The 18,144-nt window shown below is 61.8% G+C and carries 15 protein-coding genes; 8 read left to right on the forward strand and 7 right to left on the reverse strand.

Annotated features, from left to right (window positions below; genetic code table 11):
* The first annotated feature begins 4 nt into the window (after nucleotides 1-4).
* Nucleotides 5-1,201, forward strand: a complete 1,197-nt coding sequence (locus JAB1_RS03100; RefSeq protein ID WP_071653290.1) for a heme biosynthesis protein HemY — start codon at nucleotides 5-7, stop codon at nucleotides 1,199-1,201.
* A gap of 105 nt (nucleotides 1,202-1,306) precedes the next feature.
* Here JAB1_RS03100 and JAB1_RS03105 read toward each other — a convergent pair whose 3' ends face one another.
* Nucleotides 1,307-3,733 carry a membrane-bound PQQ-dependent dehydrogenase, glucose/quinate/shikimate family gene (locus JAB1_RS03105; RefSeq protein ID WP_070278712.1) on the reverse strand — a complete coding sequence of 809 codons (2,427 nt, stop codon included), beginning with the start codon at nucleotides 3,731-3,733 and terminating at the stop codon, nucleotides 1,307-1,309.
* Between the two features lie 627 nt (nucleotides 3,734-4,360).
* Between JAB1_RS03105 and ppa the strand changes: the two genes are divergently transcribed.
* On the forward strand, nucleotides 4,361-4,903 hold the full coding sequence (gene ppa / locus JAB1_RS03110) for an inorganic diphosphatase (RefSeq protein ID WP_034786159.1): 543 nt from the start codon (nucleotides 4,361-4,363) through the stop codon (nucleotides 4,901-4,903).
* A gap of 50 nt (nucleotides 4,904-4,953) precedes the next feature.
* Here the strand turns inward: ppa and JAB1_RS03115 are convergent, their stop codons facing one another.
* The gene (locus tag JAB1_RS03115; RefSeq protein WP_070278714.1) at nucleotides 4,954-6,087 is read right to left on the reverse strand and encodes a GNAT family N-acetyltransferase; all 1,134 of its coding nucleotides are present in this window, start codon (nucleotides 6,085-6,087) and stop codon (nucleotides 4,954-4,956) included.
* 91 nt (nucleotides 6,088-6,178) lie between these two features.
* On the opposite strand from JAB1_RS03115, the gene JAB1_RS03120 reads away from it, so the two are divergent.
* Both JAB1_RS03120 and JAB1_RS03125 read left to right on the forward strand, forming a co-directional pair.
* A complete protein-coding gene (locus tag JAB1_RS03120; protein WP_034786157.1) occupies nucleotides 6,179-7,795 on the forward strand; it encodes an NAD+ synthase in 1,617 nt (538 codons plus the stop codon).
* 41 nt (nucleotides 7,796-7,836) lie between these two features.
* Nucleotides 7,837-8,175 carry a P-II family nitrogen regulator gene (locus JAB1_RS03125; RefSeq protein WP_034758685.1) on the forward strand — a complete coding sequence of 113 codons (339 nt, stop codon included), beginning with the start codon at nucleotides 7,837-7,839 and terminating at the stop codon, nucleotides 8,173-8,175.
* Nucleotides 8,176-8,391: 216 nt separating this feature from the next.
* Here JAB1_RS03125 and JAB1_RS03130 read toward each other — a convergent pair whose 3' ends face one another.
* The 3 genes from JAB1_RS03130 to trxB all read right to left on the reverse strand — a co-directional run bounded on the left by JAB1_RS03130 (nucleotide 8,392) and on the right by trxB (nucleotide 10,777).
* Nucleotides 8,392-9,021, reverse strand: coding sequence for a trimeric intracellular cation channel family protein (locus JAB1_RS03130; RefSeq protein ID WP_070278716.1), 630 nt, complete (start codon nucleotides 9,019-9,021; stop codon nucleotides 8,392-8,394).
* A 120-nt stretch (nucleotides 9,022-9,141) separates the two neighbouring features.
* Complete coding sequence (locus tag JAB1_RS03135) at nucleotides 9,142-9,816, reverse strand: Smr/MutS family protein (RefSeq protein ID WP_070278718.1); 675 nt, start codon at nucleotides 9,814-9,816, stop codon at nucleotides 9,142-9,144.
* Nucleotides 9,817-9,823: 7 nt separating this feature from the next.
* Complete coding sequence (gene trxB / locus JAB1_RS03140) at nucleotides 9,824-10,777, reverse strand: thioredoxin-disulfide reductase (protein WP_034786153.1); 954 nt, start codon at nucleotides 10,775-10,777, stop codon at nucleotides 9,824-9,826.
* 216 nt (nucleotides 10,778-10,993) lie between these two features.
* Here trxB and JAB1_RS03145 point away from each other — a divergent pair, with 216 nt between their 5' ends.
* From JAB1_RS03145 to JAB1_RS03155, 3 genes are all read left to right on the forward strand, one after another.
* Nucleotides 10,994-13,354, forward strand: a complete 2,361-nt coding sequence (locus JAB1_RS03145) for a DNA translocase FtsK (protein ID WP_034786152.1) — start codon at nucleotides 10,994-10,996, stop codon at nucleotides 13,352-13,354.
* A gap of 5 nt (nucleotides 13,355-13,359) precedes the next feature.
* A complete protein-coding gene (gene lolA / locus JAB1_RS03150) occupies nucleotides 13,360-14,016 on the forward strand; it encodes an outer membrane lipoprotein chaperone LolA (protein WP_070278720.1) in 657 nt (218 codons plus the stop codon).
* Between the two features lie 73 nt (nucleotides 14,017-14,089).
* The gene (locus JAB1_RS03155; RefSeq protein WP_070278722.1) at nucleotides 14,090-15,409 is read left to right on the forward strand and encodes a replication-associated recombination protein A; all 1,320 of its coding nucleotides are present in this window, start codon (nucleotides 14,090-14,092) and stop codon (nucleotides 15,407-15,409) included.
* A gap of 2 nt (nucleotides 15,410-15,411) precedes the next feature.
* Here JAB1_RS03155 and JAB1_RS03160 read toward each other — a convergent pair whose 3' ends face one another.
* Together JAB1_RS03160 and JAB1_RS29800 are read right to left on the reverse strand one after the other, a co-directional pair.
* Nucleotides 15,412-16,152 carry an NAD(P)-dependent oxidoreductase gene (locus tag JAB1_RS03160; protein ID WP_070278724.1) on the reverse strand — a complete coding sequence of 247 codons (741 nt, stop codon included), beginning with the start codon at nucleotides 16,150-16,152 and terminating at the stop codon, nucleotides 15,412-15,414.
* The gene (locus JAB1_RS29800; RefSeq protein WP_070278726.1) at nucleotides 16,149-16,439 is read right to left on the reverse strand and encodes a DUF2917 domain-containing protein; all 291 of its coding nucleotides are present in this window, start codon (nucleotides 16,437-16,439) and stop codon (nucleotides 16,149-16,151) included. Before JAB1_RS29800 ends, JAB1_RS03160 begins: the two co-directional genes overlap by 4 nt.
* 180 nt (nucleotides 16,440-16,619) lie before the next feature.
* Here JAB1_RS29800 and JAB1_RS03170 point away from each other — a divergent pair, with 180 nt between their 5' ends.
* Nucleotides 16,620-18,041 (forward strand): PLP-dependent aminotransferase family protein, encoded by a 1,422-nt coding sequence (locus JAB1_RS03170; protein WP_070278852.1) that lies wholly within the window; start codon nucleotides 16,620-16,622, stop codon nucleotides 18,039-18,041.
* Nucleotides 18,042-18,144: the final 103 nt, after the last annotated feature.

Genomic DNA, 18,144 nt, shown 5'->3' on the forward strand with positions numbered 1-18,144 from the left:
GCCCATGCGTCTATTTCTCTGGTTACTCGCCCTGATGGCCGCGGCGATCGGTATCGCCGTGACGGCCCGTTTCAATCCCGGCAACGTGGTGCTGTTCTATCCGCCGTACCGCATCGACTTGTCGCTGAACTTCTTCCTGCTGCTGCAGGTCGTGCTGTTCGTGCTGCTGTACCTGCTGGTGCGCGCCGTGCGCGCCACCGTGCGCATGCCGGCGCAAGTGGCGGCCTACCGCCAGCGCAAGCGTGAGCGCGACGGCAACAAGGGCTTGCGCGAAGCCTTGAAAGCCCTGTTCGAAGGCCGTTTCGGCCATGCCGAGAAGGCTGCCTTGCGCGCCGCCGAGCTGGAAGAAAACGCCGGCCTGGCCGCGCTGATCGGCGCGCGCGCCGCGCACCGCATGCGCCAGTCCGAACGCCGCGACAGCTGGCTGTCGCGTGTCGAAGGCGATGCCAGCCTGAAGACGGCGCGGCTGATGACGGTGACGGAATTGCTGGTCGACGACCACCAGCCGGAAGCGGCACTGGCCGCCGTGCGCGAACTCAATGCCAGCGGCACGCGCCATATCCACGCCCTGCAATGGTCGCTGAAAGCCGAGCAGCAGGCGAAGAACTGGCCGGAAGTGCTGCGCCTCGTGCGTTCGCTCGACAAGCACCGCGCCCTGCATCCGGCCCTGTCGTCGCGCCTGCGCGAACTGGCCTACGACCATTTGCTGTCCGATCCGTCGCATGACGCCGAATCGCTGATGCGCGTGTGGTCCACCGTGCCGAGCGCGGACCGGGTCAAGCCGTATATCGCCTGCCGCGCCGCCACGGCCCTGAATGCGCGCGGCCTGCACGACGAAGCGCGCCTCGTGTGCGAAGAGTCGCTGGCCGCCGACTGGGACGAGCGCGTCGTGCGCGCCTACCGCGAAGCGGCGGCCCCGAGCGGCACGCCGGCCCTGCTGCTGCAGATCGAGCATTGCGAGCAATGGATGAAACAGCGTCCGCTGGATGCGGAACTGGCGCTGACCCTGGGCACCTTGTGCCTCAAGCAAAAACTGTGGGGCAAGGCCCAGCGCCACCTGGAGCAGGCCTTGTCCGACGCGAACGAGCCGCAGATGGTGCGCGACGCCCACCTGAAGCTGGCGCAGATGCACGACGCCTTGCAGCAGACGGAACAGGCTGCAGCGCATTACCGGCAGTGCGCGCTGGCGACCATCCTGTAAGCCTTGCAGATCATTTCCTCGGACGTAAAAAAGCCGTTCAGTGCAGACTGAACGGCTTTTTCTTTGTGCGCACCCCATGGCGGAGTGCGCTGCTACCTGGCTAACTTACTTCTTCGGTACCGCAGTGCCTTCCGGCAAGGCATATGCGACCAGAGTGTCGCTCATCTTCGTGCCCAGCGAACCGTGGCCGCCGGCCATGACGACGACGAACTGGCGTCCCGACTTGTTCGACACGTAGCTCATCGGCGTAGCCTGGCCGCCGGCCGGCAGGCGGGCTTTCCAGATTACTTTACCGTTGCTGACGTCGTAGCCGCGGATGTAGTAGTCGAGCGTGCTGCTGAGGAAGGTCACGCCGCCACCGGTGGTGACCATGCCGCCCAGGCTGGGCACGCCCAGTGGCAAGGGAATCGGCACGGGGCCGCTGTCGCGCGTGGTGCCGTTCTTGTGCATCCACACTTTTTTCATGGTGCGCAGGTCGACGGCGGCCACATAGCCCCACGGCGGTGCCTGGCATGGGAAGCCCAGCGGCGACAGGAATGCCTTGATTTCCACGGCGAACGGTACGCCCGTCTGCGGTTGCAAGCCCATTTCGCCGCCCGTGCCGCCCTTGGCCGTCGTTTCCGCGCGCGGCACGAGTTTTTCCAGGAAGCCCATGTAGTCAGGGTTGACGATCAACAACTGGCGCACGGGGTCGATGGCCGCGCCGCCCCATTCGAAGATACCGAGCGGACCCGGCGAGATGACGGCGCCCTTGCCGGCCGTTTGCGGCGTGAACGGGCCCTCATAGCGGCGTTCCTTGAAGATGATGCGGCAAGCGAGCTGGTCGAACGGCGTCGTGCCCCACATATCCGCTTCGCTGATATTGCGCTCAGGCAAGAAGGTCAGGGCCGAGAACGGCTGCGTGGGCGACAGGGTGTCGCCAGCGGCTGGATTGCTCGTTGGCACGGGTTTTTCCGGCGCAGGCACGACCAGGCTGCCGTCGCGGCGGTCGATCACGTAGATGTCGCCCCGTTTTGTCGTGGCAACAACAGATGGCACCTTGCCTTTGGGCGTGTCGATGTCGACCAGCGACGGCTGGCCGCCGATATCCATGTCCCAGATATCGTGGTGGACGGTCTGGTACACCCAGCGTACCTTACCCGTCGCCAGGTCCAGCGCGACGATGGCGCTGTTGAATTTCTCGCCATTCTTGTTGCGGTTGCCGCCCCAGGTGTCGGGGGTTTCATTGCCCATCGGGATGTACACCATGCCCAGCTTTTCATCGATGCTGGCCACGCCCCACGAATTGGGCGAGTTGTTGGTGTAGTTCTTGCCTTCAGGGAAGGGCGCCGTATCTTCCGGCGTGGCCGGGTCCCAGTTCCACATCAGCTTGCCGGTGACGGGATCGTAGCCGCGGATCACGCCCGATGGCTCTTCCGTCGAATGGTTGTCCGTCACGCTGGCGGCGATCACGGCCATTTTCTGCGAGACGGCCGGCGGCGACGTTGGCATCAGGAAACCGCGCTTGATCATGGCCATGTTTTTATACAGGTTGACGACGCCGTTGTTGCCAAAGCTCTTGCACGACTCGCCCGTATCGGCATTGACGGCGATCATGGTGCCGTCCATGGTCGGCGCCAGGATGCGGCGCGGACATTCCATGCTGGCAGCTTCGGGTGCCGGATTGTTCTTCGCGCGGCCCGCGTTGACGTCCCAGTACGCCACGCCACGGCAGATCATGTGCTGGTAGCTGGCCGCGTCGCGGTTGATCTTCGGATCGTGGCGCCAGATTTCCTTGCCCGTGTCCGGGTTCAGGGCGATGACGATATTGTGCGGCGTGCACAGGTACAGCATGTCATTGACCTTCAGGGGCGTGACTTCGTTGGCGATCTCGCCCGGGTCGTTCGGTCCCTTGAAGTCGCCCGTGTGGTAGGTCCAGGCCTCTTTCAAGCCGGAAATATTCGCCGGCGTGATCTGCGCGGCGGGTGCGTAGCGGTCGCCATAGCCGGAGCGGCCATACGCGGACCAGTCGTTGTGCTCGACGCCGGGCGACAGATCGCCGCTGGCGGTGGCGTCCATGTTTTCGGTCGGCACGTCGCCATGCAGGTCATGGTAATCCTGGAACAGGGCGATGACGCCGGCGATGACGGTCAGGGCCACGGCGGCGGAGAGGGCCGTCCTGCCCGCCTGCGGCTGCTTTGCGGCGGCGGGTGGCGCCAGGCGGCTGCTGACGAAGGGCAGCAGCAGCCAGACGGCGGCGGCAAACCAAATGTCCAGGCGCGGCAGCAATTGCCACCAGTCGAATTTCACTTCAATGACGGACCAGATGAGGGTGGCGGTCAGCAGCAGCGCCATGAACGGTTGCGCGCTGCGCTTGCCTTTGAAGACGAGCACGCCTGAGACCAGCATGCCTATACCGGCCAGCAAGTAGTACCAGGAGCCGCCAAGCGTGGCCAGCCAGATGCCGCCGCCCAGCAGGGCGAGGCCAAACAGAATGAAAATAACGCCGGTGACCTTTAATAAAGGACCGGGCCGGAAAGAGGGAATCATCATATTCCTTTTTGCAAGGATTTATCGGTAGCGCGTGGATGCGCCATATTGAATCTAGCGAAGGCTTTGTTTGCAGAGTATGCGAAGTTTTGGAAACACCAGAATGTGACAGTTTATCAGAATTGATGATTGTCTTCCGGTCGTGCCATTTTTTGGCGGGGCTCTTGTTTGAATCAAATAAACACTTCAAATAAGAACAAATATTATGCTGGATAACGGTGTTGCGGGGCTGGAAGGCCGACTGGAGGGGAGAGGGCGGGGTGGTCGCGCAATAATGCAGGGGTGCCGCGGAATGAATGAAAATAAAACTGTTGTTATAAGTGGCTGCAAAAAATGCAATGCGGATTATAATAGCCATGCCTGGTGTGTGGCGATATTCAAATGAAAATACGCGGATATTCCATCGACATTAATTCAACGCGTCGGTAGTATTACTTAGGTGTTTGTACTTATTATTGCCGATGGCTTATTTATTCTCTCGATGGCCAGTTGCGCGCGCCGGCGGGCCATGCACGCCACTGTTGCTGGCGGGACGCGCAAAACGCCAGCGGGGCGCTGCTGCATCGCACAAGGTGCCTGTACTTCGCTATAATTACGCGGTTAAAACACCATCCGCTAATGAGGAACCCCATGAGTTTGAATAACGTCTCTTCCGGCCGCGACCTGCCGAACGATTTCAACGTCGTCATCGAAATCCCGATGAACGCCGATCCGATCAAGTACGAAGTCGACAAGGAAAGCGGCGCGATTTTCGTCGATCGCTTCATGGGTACCGCCATGCATTACCCGTGCAACTACGGCTATGTGCCGAACACCCTGTCGCCGGACGGCGACCCGGTTGACGTGCTGGTCATCACCCCATTCCCGCTGATTCCGGGCGTGGTCGTGCGCTGCCGTCCTATCGGCGTGCTGAAAATGACCGACGAGTCGGGCGAAGACGCGAAAGTGCTGGCCGTGCCAGTCGACAAGGTCCTGTCGATCTATAGCCACTGGCAAAAGCCGGAAGACTTGAACGAACTGCGCTTGCGCCAGATCCAGCATTTCTTTGAGCATTACAAAGATCTGGAAAAAGGCAAATGGGTCAAGATCGACGGCTGGTATGGTCCTGAAGTGGCCAAGGAAGAAATCCTGAACGGCGTTGCCGCTTTCAAGACTGACGCCGCCAAAGCCTAAGAACACCCAGTAAAAAACGCTCCCCGCCAGTCATGGCCGGGAGCGTTTTTTTATGCGCGAAACGGACTGTGCTCGTTCAATTCATCGAGGTAGGCGTCGATGCCGCCCCGTTCGCGCTCGAGGAAGCGCTGTACGGCGTCCGCAAAGGCCGGGTGCGCCAGCCAGTGGGCGGACCAGGTCTTTTGCGGCAGGAAGCCGCGCGCCATCTTGTGCTCGCCCTGGGCGCCCCCTTCGAAGGTGGCGATGCCGTTGGCGATGCAAAACTCCAGCGGCTGGTAATACGCCGTCTCGAAATGCAGGCAGGGCACATGCTCGAGCGCGCCCCAGTAGCGGCCGTACAGGGTGTCGGCCGTGTGGATCACCAGCGAGGCGGCAATGGCCCGGCCTTCGCGCTCGGCGATGACCAATAGAATGTTCTGCGGCATGCTGGCGCCTATGCGCCGGAAGAAGTCCAGGCTCAGATAAGGCGACGAGCGGTGTTCCGCATAGGTATTGCTGTAGCAGCGGTGGAACAGCTTCCAGTCGGCCTCAACAGCATCCACGCCGCGCACCTGGCGCATGGTGACGCCCGCTTCCCGCACCTTGCGCCGCTCGGCGCGGATATTCTTGCGCTTCTTGTGTTCCAGCGTGGCGAGGAATTGCTCGAAATCCGTGTAGCCGGGATTGAGCCAGTGAAACTGCACGCCACTACGCATCAGATAGCCAGCTTGCGCCAGCTGGCGCGCTTCGCTTTCCGGCGGGAACAGGATGTGGCAGGACGACACCTCGCTGGCTTGCTGCTGCGCTTGCAGGAAGGCCAGCAGGGCCGCGCGCGCCTCGCCATCGCGGGCCAGCAAGCGCGTGCCGCTCACGGGCGTAAACGGAATGGCGGACAACAGTTTCGGGTAATATTCGAGACCATGTTGCTGATAGGCCTCGGCCCAGGCCCAGTCGAACACGTACTCGCCATACGAGTGCATTTTCAGGTACAGGGGCAGGGCGGCGGCCAGCACATCGCCTTGCCACAGCACCAGGTAATTCGGTTGCCAGCCCGTGTCCGCGCTGGCGCAGCCGGACTCGTGCAGCGCGTGCAAAAAGGCGTAGGAAAGGAAGGGAGTGGCCTCCGCCTGGCTTGCCAGCAGTTCAGACCAGGCCGCTTCGCCAATTTCAGCCAGGGTAGTGACGATAGCCGTGCGATAATTCATTGTTGTAGTGTGCATTCATCACTCTCGGGGCGCCGCCATCGGCCCGCGCGCCCCTGTCTTGTTTAATAGAACGAAAATATCCATCATCATCATGACAGTCAAAGTCGCAATTGCTCAAATGAATAGTACGGTCGGCGATCTGGCCGGCAACCGTGCCAAGATCTTCGACCTTTCCCGCCGCGCGTTCGAGGCGGGCGCCGATATCGTGCTCACGCCGGAACTGTCGCTGGTCGGCTATCCACCCGAGGACCTGCTGCTGCGCAATGCATTCTACGCAAAAACGCAGGAAGCGTTTGCGGGACTGGCCGCTGACCTGGCCCAGTTCAAGGATTTGCACGTGGTGGTGGGCTTGCCCCTGCAAGACGAGAAGGGCGTGCGCCACAATGCCGCCTCCGTGCTGCTGAACGGCGAAGTGCTGGGCACCTACCGCAAGCACGATTTGCCGAACACGACCGTGTTTGATGAAAAGCGTTACTTTACGTCGTCCGACCAGGCTTTCGTGTTTGGCGTGAAGGGTGTGCGTTTCGGCATCAATATCTGTGAAGACACGTGGTTCGAGCATGCACCGATGCGCGCCCGCGCGGCCGGCGCGCAAGTGCTGCTGGTGCCGAACGGTTCGCCCTACCACATGAACAAGCAGCATCTGCGCTATGAAACCATGCGCAGGAATGTCAGCGCGCAAGGCATGGCCCTCGTCTACGCCAACCTGGTCGGTGGCCAGGATGAGCTGATCTTCGACGGCGACTCGTTTGTCATGGATGCGGCCGGCACGATCTGCGCCCAGCTGCGCCATTTCGAGGAAGACTTGCAGGTCGTCGACTTCGACGGCGCCACGCCCGTGCCGCAAGCGCTGGCCGCGCCATTGACCACCGAGGCGCAGGTGTACCAGGCGCTGGTGCTGGGCGTGCGCGACTATATCGGCAAGAACGGCTTCCCGGGCGTGCTGATCGGCATGTCGGGCGGCGTCGATTCCGCCCTGACCCTGGCGATTGCCGTCGATGCGCTGGGCGCCGACAAGGTGCGCGCCGTGATGATGCCGTCGCAATTTACGGCCGATATCTCGTGGATCGATTCGCGCGACATGGTAAAACGCCTCAATGTGCGCTACGATGAAATTCCGATCAAGCAAACTTTCGACGCTTTCCGCGCCACCCTGGCTGACGAGTTCGCCGGACTGGCGGAAGACGCGACGGAAGAAAATATCCAGGCGCGCATCCGCGGCACCTTGCTGATGGCCCTGTCGAACAAGCATGGCAGCATCGTGCTAACGACCGGCAACAAGAGCGAGATGGCCGTCGGTTATTGCACCCTGTATGGCGACATGGCGGGCGGCTTTGCCGTCATCAAGGATATCGCCAAGACCCTGGTGTACCGCCTGTGCGCGTGGCGCAACAGCGTGTCGGACGTGATTCCCGAGCGCATCCTGACGCGCGGACCGTCGGCCGAGCTGCGCGCCGACCAGCTGGACCAGGATTCCTTGCCGCCATATGACGTGCTCGACGGCATCATGCAGCTGTACATGGAAGAAAACCGGCCGATCGCCGAGATTATCGAGGCTGGCTACCCGCCGGCCGATGTGGCCCGGGTCACGCGCCTGATCAAGATCAATGAATACAAGCGGCGCCAGTCGCCGGTGGGCATCCGCGTCACGCACCGTGGCTTCGGCCGCGACTGGCGCTACCCCATCACGTCGAAGTTTTACGAATAAGCAGCCATCTGTCCACAATCCAACAATTTTAAGGAGTAGCCATGAAACAGATTACCGCCATCATCAAACCATTCAAGCTCGACGAAGTGCGCGAGGCCCTGGCCGATGTGAACGTGACGGGCTTGACCGTGACGGAAGTGAAGGGCTTTGGCCGCCAGAAGGGGCATACCGAGCTGTACCGTGGCGCCGAGTACGTGGTCGACTTCTTGCCGAAAGTCAAAGTCGAAGTGGTGGTGGACGACAGCGTGTCGGAACTGGTGGTCGACGCCATCATCAAGGCAGCCCGCACGGGCAAGATTGGCGACGGCAAGATCTTCGTGCGCGACGTGGAGCAGGTGATCCGCATCCGTACGGGCGAAACCGGCCCAGACGCCGTCTAGCACCAGCCATAAGCTACTGCGCGTCGTGCTTTGCGGCCTGCGATGCTCACCGTGCTTCAGCACGGTTGCGCTTCTTAGCCACAAATCGCTGCCGCTCGCTACGCTTCTGGCAGGCGCTATGTAGATGTTCTTCAGCAGGCCGTAGGTCGGATTAGCGCGTGCGCGTAATCCGACACGAGTTGCGAATAATATTGCTGGATTACGCCCCGGCGCGGTTCAGCGCCCCAGCCGCATGTCGAATTTCCAGCATATCAGGCGCAGAATCGTGATGCCGCTGGCGCTGGTCCACAGCGCGAAGTCGTGCTCGGCGCCGAAGTGCATTTGCAGCAGGTAGGCCCAGCAGCCGAAAAACGCGCAGATCGCATATGGTTTGCCGTCGCGAAACACCATCGGCACTTCGTTGCAGACGATGTCGCGCATCACGCCGCCAAAAATCCCCGTAATCACCCCCATCATCGAGGCAATAAAAATCGGCATGCCGGCGCGCATGGCTTCGGCCACGCCCGCGATGGCGAACATGCCCAGGCCGATGGCGTCGGCCACGATGATCAGGCGTTCCGAGACGATCTGGCGCAAGTGCTGGATCAGGGGCGCGGCCGTCAGGGCCAGCACGAAGATGAGAATCGCGTATTCCTGGTGCGACACCCAGAACAGGGGCCGCTTGTCGAGCAGGATGTCGCGCAAAGTCCCCCCGCCAAACGCCGTGATGAAGGCCACGACGAATACGCCGACCAGGTCCATGCGCTTGCGGCGCGCTTCGATGAAGCCGGAAAACGCGCCCACCAGGATGGCGATGACCTCAATGATCTTGATCAGCGAGCCAGGCGGCAATTGGGGTGGCATCATGGGTGGAGCGCTTGAGCAGGAAATAATTGTCACAGGTTAACATGACACGGCCCCGAATGGTGACAAACGGGGCCGTGTGCAGTGCGGAACTTGTTATTGAATTGTGATCTTGCTGTAAGGCTAGCGGATGGGCTGCAGTGCGGAAGAAAGCAATACGACCAGTGCGCCATCGCCCCCTTCGGAGCGGCGCGCCTGGCAAAAGGCGATGACTTCATCCTTTTGCACGAGCCAGCTGTGCACCATCGATTTCAAGACCGGTTCCTGGCCTTTCGAGCCAAAACCCTTGCCGTGGATCACGCGCACGCAGCGCAGCTTGCGTCTTGTCGCCTGGTTCAGGAAGGCGCCGATGCCGTCGCGCGCCTCGTCGCGGCGCAAGCCGTGCAAGTCCAGCTCATCCTGGATGGGCCAGTGGCCCTTGCGCATCTTCTTGATCACGTCCGGGCCCACGCCGGGGCGGGCGTAGTTCAGGGCCGGATCGTTTTCCAGGTAGTGGTCGACCTCGAACAAGTCCGACAGCGACTCACGCAGCACGGCCGCATCGTCTTCTTCCGGCGACAGCTTGCGGGCCGGCTGCTGGGCCGCCATGGTGCCCGCCTTGGGCAGGCTGGGCACGTAGCGGTCCGACTCGGGCATGCGCTTGACGCCGCCGATGCTGGCCTTGAACAGATTGCTCTCCACGGCCTGCACCTTCACCTGCTGCGCGCGCTCAGCCGCAGCTTGCGCGCGTGCGTCCGCCTGCTCCTTGAGCTGCTTGCTGACCGCTTTCAGGTCGGCAAAGTCTTTCATCGACGCCATGCGCCGCTTACTCCTGGCCTTCCAGGTAGCGCTGGGCGTCCAGTGCTGCCATGCAACCCGTGCCGGCGCTGGTGATGGCCTGGCGGTAGATATGGTCTTGCACGTCGCCAGCCGCAAACACGCCCGGCGCGCTGGTGGCGGTGGCCATGCCTTCCAGGCCCGTCTTGGTCTTGATGTAGCCGTTGTGCATTTCCAGCTGGCCTTCGAAGATGCCCGTGTTCGGCTTGTGGCCGATGGCGATGAACACGCCGTGCACGCTCAACGCTTCGACCTTGCCGTCGATGGTCGACTTGATGTTCAGGCCCGTCACACCGCCTTCGTTGCCCGTCACTTCGTCCAGGGTGTGGTTATATTTCAACACAATCTTGCCTTCGGCAACCTTGGCGTTCAGGCGGTCGATCAAAATCGCTTCTGCGCGGAACTTGTCGCGGCGGTGGATCAGCGTGACTTTATTGGCGATGTTCGACAGGTACAGCGCTTCCTCGACGGCCGTGTTGCCGCCGCCGACAACAGCCACTTCCTGGTTGCGGTAGAAGAAACCATCGCAGGTGGCGCAGGCGGACACGCCCTTGCCCATGAATTCCGCTTCCGATGGCAGGCCCAGGTATTGCGCGGACGCGCCCGTGGCGATGATCAGCGTGTCGCACGTGTATTCGTGGCTGTCGCCCTTCAGGCGGATCGGTTTTTCATTCAGGAAGGTGGTGTGGATGTGGTCAAACACGATTTCCGTATTGAAACGCTCGGCGTGCTGCAACAGGCGCTGCATCAGGTCCGGACCTTGCACGCCCATCGGATCGCCAGGCCAGTTTTCCACGTCGGTGGTGGTCATCAATTGACCGCCTTGTTCCACGCCGGTGACCAGCATCGGGTTCAGGTTGGCGCGGGCGGCGTAGACGGCGGCGCTGTAGCCGGCTGGGCCGGAGCCGAGGATCAAAACGCGGGCGTGTTTGGTAGTGGTCATAATGAGGCTTCTCTATGAGTGGGGTCTATCCGAATTGGGGGCATACGCGCGAAGAACAAGGGCGTATTGCGCTTGTGCAAGCAATCCACGATTATAGACCAAGCCGCCTGTAGCGACGAATCGTGGGGCCGTCCGGGGCATATATGGCTTAGAATACTTCCTTATTATGGGAAATTCCCTTTCAGAAACATTTATCACCTTGCAGCGCTTCCCAGAATGACTAAACCAGCCCAGGCCAATCAAAATAGCTACACCCGAAAACCGGTCGAACGCCGGCCCTTGCCCAACCGGCTGGTGCGGCTGCTGTCCGAGGCGCGCTGGTTCGCGCTGGCCGCGTTTGCCCTGTATTTCGTGCTGATACTGGCCAGCTTCAACAAGCTCGACCCCGGCTGGTCGCACGCCACCAACGTCGACAAGGTGGCCAACCTGGGCGGCAAGCTCGGTGCGACCTTTTCCGATCTGTTGCTGTATATCTTCGGCTTTTCCGCCTGGTGGTGGTGCGTGTGGCTGCTGCGCACGGTGTGGCATGGCTATCGCCGGTTGAGTAAGCGCTTCCTGCTGGAAGAGGAAGAGGTGGAGCGTGAACACCATGTCGAGATGCTGATCCGCATCGTCGGCTTCTCCATCATGCTGATCGGCAGCATGGGCCTGGAATACCTGCGCATGGCGAAAAGCCTGCACGTGCAGCTGCCGCGCGATCCGGGCGGCGTGCTGGGCCAGCTGGTGGGGCACTCGGCCCACGTGGCCTTCGGTTTCACGGGCGCGACCTTGCTGCTGTTGCTGCTGTTCGGCCTGGGTTTCAGTCTGTTCTTCCATGTGTCCTGGCTGCAAGTGGCCGAGCGCATCGGCGGCGCCATCGAAGACGCCTTCAACTGGTTCGTGCTGCGCTACCAGGACCGCGAAGACCGCCGCCAGGGCGAAGTGGCCGCCGTGCGCCGCGACGAGGTGGTGGTGATCGAGCGGGCCAAGCACGTGGAGAAACATGTGGCCGCGCCACCCGTGAAGATCGAGCCGCAGGTTGTAACGGTGGTGAAATCGGAGCGCGTGGAAAAGGAACGCCAGGCGCATCTGTTTGAAACCCCTGGCGATGGCAAGCTGCCGCCGCTGTCCTTGCTCGATGAAGCGCCGCCCGTGGTGGAAACGGTCTCCGTGGAAACCTTGGAGTTTACTAGCCGCCTGATCGAAAAGAAATTGTCCGACTTTGGCGTGGATGCCAAGGTAGTGGCCGCTTACCCCGGCCCGGTGGTGACGCGCTATGAAATCGAGCCGGCAACGGGCGTCAAGGGCAGTCAGATCGTCGGCCTGGCGCGCGACCTGGCCCGTTCGCTGTCCTTGACGTCAATCAGGGTGGTGGAAACCATTCCCGGCAAGAACTACATGGCGCTGGAACTGCCGAATAGTAAACGCCAGATCGTGCGCCTGACGGAAATCCTCGGCTCCAAAGTCTACAACGATGGCGTGTCCAGCCTGACGATTGCGCTGGGCAAGGATATCGCCGGCAAGCCCGTCGTGGCGGATCTGGCCAAGATGCCCCACTTGCTGGTGGCCGGCACCACCGGTTCCGGTAAGTCGGTTGGCATCAATGCGACGATTTTGTCGCTGCTGTACAAGTCCGACCCGCTCGACGTGCGCCTGATCCTGATCGATCCGAAGATGCTGGAAATGTCCGTATATGAAGGCATTCCGCACTTGCTGGCGCCCGTCGTGACGGACATGCGCCAGGCCGGCCATGCGCTGAACTGGGCCGTGAACGAGATGGAACGCCGCTACAAGCTGATGAGCAAGATGGGCGTGCGTAACTTGGCTGGCTATAACGCCAAAATTGCCGACGCGAAAAAGCGCGAAGAACATATCCCGAATCCGTTCAGCCTGACGCCGGATTCGCCGGAGCCGCTGGAAAAACTGCCGACCATCGTCATCATCATCGACGAGCTGGCCGATCTGATGATGGTGGTGGGTAAAAAAGTCGAGGAATTGATCGCGCGTATCGCGCAAAAGGCGCGCGCCGCCGGCTTGCACTTGATTCTGGCCACGCAGCGCCCATCTGTAGACGTGATCACGGGCCTGATCAAGGCAAATATCCCGACGCGTATCGCCTTCCAGGTATCGTCGAAGATCGACTCGCGCACCATTCTCGACCAGATGGGCGCGGAAACCCTGCTGGGCATGGGTGACATGCTGTACATGCCGCCCGGCACCGGCTTGCCGATGCGCGTGCACGGCGCGTTTGTTTCCGATGAAGAAGTCCACCGCGTTGTCAGCCATCTCAAGCTGCAGGGCGAACCGAATTACATCGAGGGCATCCTCGAAGGCGGCACCCTGGAAGGCGACGGCGCCGAAGGCGGCGCGCCGGGCGAGGGCGGCGGCGAGGCCGATGCCCTGTACGACCAGGCGGTGGCGGTGGTGCTGAAAAACCGCCGCGCCTCGATTTCGCTGGTGCAGCGTCATTTGCGCATCGGCTACAACCGCGCCGCCCGTCTGCTTGAGCAGATGGAGCAGAGCGGGGTGGTCTCAACCATGCAATCCAATGGCAACCGGGAAATCCTGGTGCCGGCGGCCAGTAGTGAACAAGGGTAAACAGAATGAAGAACACGACTTTCGCAGCAAAAATGATGATCGGCGCAGCCAGCGTTGCCTGCAGCCTGCTGTTCGTGGCCAGCGCCTCGGCCAGCGCCCTCGAGCAATTCAAGAGCTTTGCGGCCGGCACCAAGTCGGCCAAGGGCGAGTTCGTGCAGCGGCAAGTCAAGAAGGCGGATGCCAGCGGCAAGGCGAAAGTGTCGACGCCGGCCAGCGGCACGTTCGAGTTTGCCCGTCCGGGCAAGTTCATCTGGACGTATCTGAAGCCGTACGAGCAGCTGCTGCAAGCGGACGGCGACAAGCTGTACATCTACGACAAGGACTTGAGCCAGGTGACGGTGAAGAAACTGGGCGACGCGCTCGGCTCCTCGCCAGCCGCCATCCTGTTCGGCAGCAACGACCTGGAAAAGAATTTCACCCTGGCCGAAGCGGGCACGCGCGATGGCCTGGAATGGCTGAAGGCCACGCCGAAAGCCAAGGACACGACGTTTGATGAAATCACCATCGGCCTGCGCAACGGCGTGCCGGAAGCGATGGAGTTGCGCGATTCGTTCGGCCAGACGTCGGTGCTGGCGTTCAAGAACTTCCAGAAAAATCCGGCGCTTTCGGCCAATCACTTTAAATTTGTCATGCCCAAGGGCGCCGACGTCATTAATAATTAAGACTGTCGCGCCTTGCGTATGAGCCGGCCTCGCAGCAATGCGGGGCTTTTGCATTCTTATTAGGTAACTCATTATGGCGGATCTCTTTTCCACCGCACCGCGCCAGCCGCTGGCTGAAGCCTTGCGGCCGGCCACCCTGAACGAAGTCATCGGCCAGACGCACCTGCTGGGCGTGGGCAAGCCGCTGCGCCTGGCGTTCGAGGCGGGCAAGGCCCACTCGATGATCTTGTGGGGACCGCCCGGCGTGGGCAAGACGACCCTGGCGCGCCTGATGGCGAACGCCTTCGACAGCGAATTCATCGCCCTGTCAGCCGTGTTTGCTGGCGTAAAAGATATCCGTGCAGCCATGGACCAGGCCCGCAACAGCCTGGACCAGTTCGGCAAGCACACCTTGTTGTTCGTCGACGAAATCCACAGATTCAACAAGTCGCAGCAGGACGCCTTGCTGCCTTTCGTGGAATCGGGCCTGGTGACGTTCATCGGCGCGACGACGGAAAACCCCAGCTTTGAAGTGAACTCGGCGCTGCTGTCGCGCGCGCAAGTGTATGTATTGAAATCGCTCAACGAAGACGAGATGAAGCAGTTGCTGGCCAAGGCGCAGTCCACGGCCCTGGCGCACTTGAGCTTCGACGAGGCGGCGGCCGACACCCTGATCGGCTACGCGGACGGCGATGCGCGGCGCTTCCTGAATTTGCTGGAACAGGCCGAGACGGCCGCCAGCTCGACGGGCACGACGAAGATCGACGCGGCCTTTGTCGACAATGCGCTGACCTTGAATTCGCGCCGCTTCGACAAGGGTGGCGACAATTTCTATGATCAGATTTCCGCACTGCATAAATCCGTGCGCGGCTCGAACCCGGACGCGGCCCTGTACTGGTTTTGCCGCATGATCGACGGCGGCGCCGACCCGCGCTACCTGTCGCGGCGCATCGTGCGCATGGCCTGGGAAGACATCGGCCTGGCCGATCCCCGTGCCTTGACCATGGTCAATGACGCGGCGGAAACGTATGAACGCCTCGGTTCGCCGGAAGGCGAGCTGGCGCTGGGCCAAGCCGTGATTTACCTGGCGATTGCCGCGAAAAGCAATGCCGGCTATAACGCGTTCAATACGGCCATGGCTTTCGTCAAGAAAGATAAATCCAAGGAAGTACCCGTGCACTTGCGCAATGCGCCGACGAAGCTGATGAAGGAACTGGGCTACGGCCACGCCTACCGCTATGCGCACGACGAGCCCGATGCCTACGCGGCCGGCGAAACCTATTTCCCGGACGGCATGGCGGAACCGGGCTGGTACCAGCCCGTGCCGCGCGGCCTGGAAAGCAAGATCGCCGATAAATTGGCCTGGCTGCGCGAGCTGGACCGCAAAGCGGGAAAACCAGCCAGCAAGGGCTGAGGCTACAGGCCCAGCAAGGTAAAACCGTCGTCCTGCGGCGCGTAGCCCACCAGCTGGCGCGTCGCCGCGATGGACAGCCGCTTGTAGCGGTTGTCCGACACGCCATGCACGACGTGGTAGCCGGGCGGCACGTCGGCGGCGATGCAGCGCGCCAGCAATTGCACCACGTCCCGTTCGCTGATGAAGGCGGCCACGTCGCGCGCGCTGTGCTGCTGGCCTGGCGCAAAGTTGGCCACGTTGGCGATGCGCACCGCGATTGCCGTCATGCCATGCTGGTGCGCGAACGCGGAGGCCACGCCTTCGCCGAAGGCCTTGCTGGCGCCATACATGTTTGCTGGCCGCGCCGGCATGTTTTCCTGCACTTGCATATCCAGCGGATAGCCTTCGATGGCTTGCGCGCTGCTGGCAAACACGACTCTTTTCACGCCCTGCGCCTGTGCCGCGCGGAAGATATTGTGCGTGCCGAGGATATTCGGCTGCAGCAATTGCGCATCGAAATCGGCGCTGGCGTGCGGCACGCCGGCCAGGTGCAGCACCACGTCGATATCGGTGCAGGCGGCCAGGCAGGCGGCATAGTCGGCCACGTCGAGTTGAATGGATGGGCAGGGCGCTTCGGCCAGCTTGCCTGTGTGCAGGTCGGCCAGGCGCAGGGAGAATTCCCCGTGCCGGCTCTTCCAGAAAACGGTGCCGATAACGCCGGCGGCGCCCGTGACGAGGACGCGCAGTGGTGGTGCTTGAGTCATGTATTCCTAATATTCAAGGTGTGAGGCAGTGCCAGGTTCAGCCAGCGCAGCAGGGCGGTGCGCGGTGCGCTTGTGCCATGCACGCGGATGTGTCCGCTGCCCACGGCTTCGACCAGCACCAGGCCGTCATTCGGTATCGTATAGCGTTCGCCGCTGCGCAGCACGCAATCCTCGAACTGGGCGTAGGCCGTGATCCACGCCGTGCCGGACAGGCATTCGATGACCTTGGCATGCGCTTTTTCCAGGCGCAAAGGCCGTTCGCTGCGTAATTCGTGGTCGGTATGCATGGCATCGCTCCTGTTGTGCTGACAGGAACAGCTTAGGCCCTTGCAGTGAGCCATGACAGATGCAGGAAAACGAAATTGTGATGCATACAGTGTCGCTTGTCGTAGACTGTGCTTATCAAAAAACTCGGCAACTGTATCTGTGCCGGCGACGCGCGGCAGCCGCATACTGAAAGGATGAACATGAGCGCGCATTTGAATCTGTACGAGCACCTGGCCAATGAGCTGGGCGCCTTGATCGACTCGCGCGTGTTCGCGCCCGGCGACCGCCTGCCGTCGATCCGCCACCTGGCGCAGCAAAAGCGCATCTCCATCAGTACCGTGATGCAAGCCTTGCGCTTGATGGAAGACCGGGGGCAAGTCGATGCGCGGCCCCAGTCCGGCTATTTCGTGCGCCACCGGGCGCCGCGCCGCCCGTGCAGTGCCGACGCCCAGCATTTGAAGGAGCCGGCCTTTGTCGGCATCAACAATCTGTTGATGCGCGTGCTGAAGGACAACGAAACGTCCGATATCGTGCAGCTGGGCACGGCCTGGCCGCCCGACGAGATACTGCCCATCAAGCGCATGCAGCGCACCATCAGCGCCGTGGCGCGGCGCGAACCCGCTTTATTGAGCAAGGTCAGCTGCTACGACGTCAGCGAAGGCAATTTCCTGCGCCAGGTGGCGCGCCGGGCGCTGGACTGGGGCAAGCTGGACCCGCAAGAGATCGTCGTGACGAATTCCTGCACGGAAGCGATCAGCCTGTGCCTGCGCGCCGTCGCCAAGCCGGGCGACACCATCGCCATCGAGTCGGCCACGTATTTCGTGCTGCTGCAGATGATCGAAAGCCTGGGCATGAAGGCGCTGGAAATTCCTACCGACCCGAAGACGGGGCCGTCGCTCGACGCGCTCGAGCTGGCCCTGCGTGCCGGACTCGTCCAAGCGTGCCTGTTCGTGCCGAACGCGAACAACCCGCTCGGCTGCGTCATGCCGGAAGCAAACAAGAAACGGCTGGCGGGCCTGCTGTCGGAATTCAATATTCCGTTGGTGGAGGACGACGTGTATGGCGACCTGTGCTTTGCACCGCAGCGGCCGTGGCCCGTGAAAGCCTACGATACGAGCGGCAATGTGCTGCTGTGCTCCTCGTTTTCCAAGGCCATCACGCCCGCGTCGCGCGTCGGCTACGTGCTGGCCGGGCGTTTCGCGCAGGAAGTGGCTTTGCTCAAAACCGTGTCGAGCGGTGCCACCAGCCATTTCTTCCAAGCCGTGCTGGCCGACTTTTTGGAAGGCAGCAGTTATGACCAGCAGCTGCGCAAGATGCGGCGCACCCTGGTGCAGCGCATCGCCCGCATGTCCGACGCCGTGGCGGCCAGCTTTCCGGCGGACTGCATGCTGTCCGAGCCGCAGGGCGGTTTCGTGCTGTGGGTGCAGATGCCGCCGCAAATCGATGCGCTGGCACTGCACGGCCAGGCCATCGCGGAAGGCGTGGCGTATATGCCGGGCCAGCTGTTCTCGGCCTCGGGCAAGTTCGGCAATTATCTGCGTCTCAATTGCGGCAATGCGTGGACGCCGCGCATCGAGCAGGCCATCGGCCGCCTGGGGCGTCTGGTCAAGGATGCCTTGTAACTATTCTCTGCGCTTCAGTCCCCGTTTTTCACCGTTCGCTCCCTGTTTTTCGCCGCTGGTCGCAAGCCGGTGGCGTTGTTCGCGGCCGTTGGCTAAAGTACCA

The organism is Janthinobacterium sp. MP5059B, assembly GCF_001758645.1.
In the GTDB taxonomy this organism is placed as follows: Bacteria; Pseudomonadota; Gammaproteobacteria; order Burkholderiales; family Burkholderiaceae_D; genus Janthinobacterium; species Janthinobacterium lividum.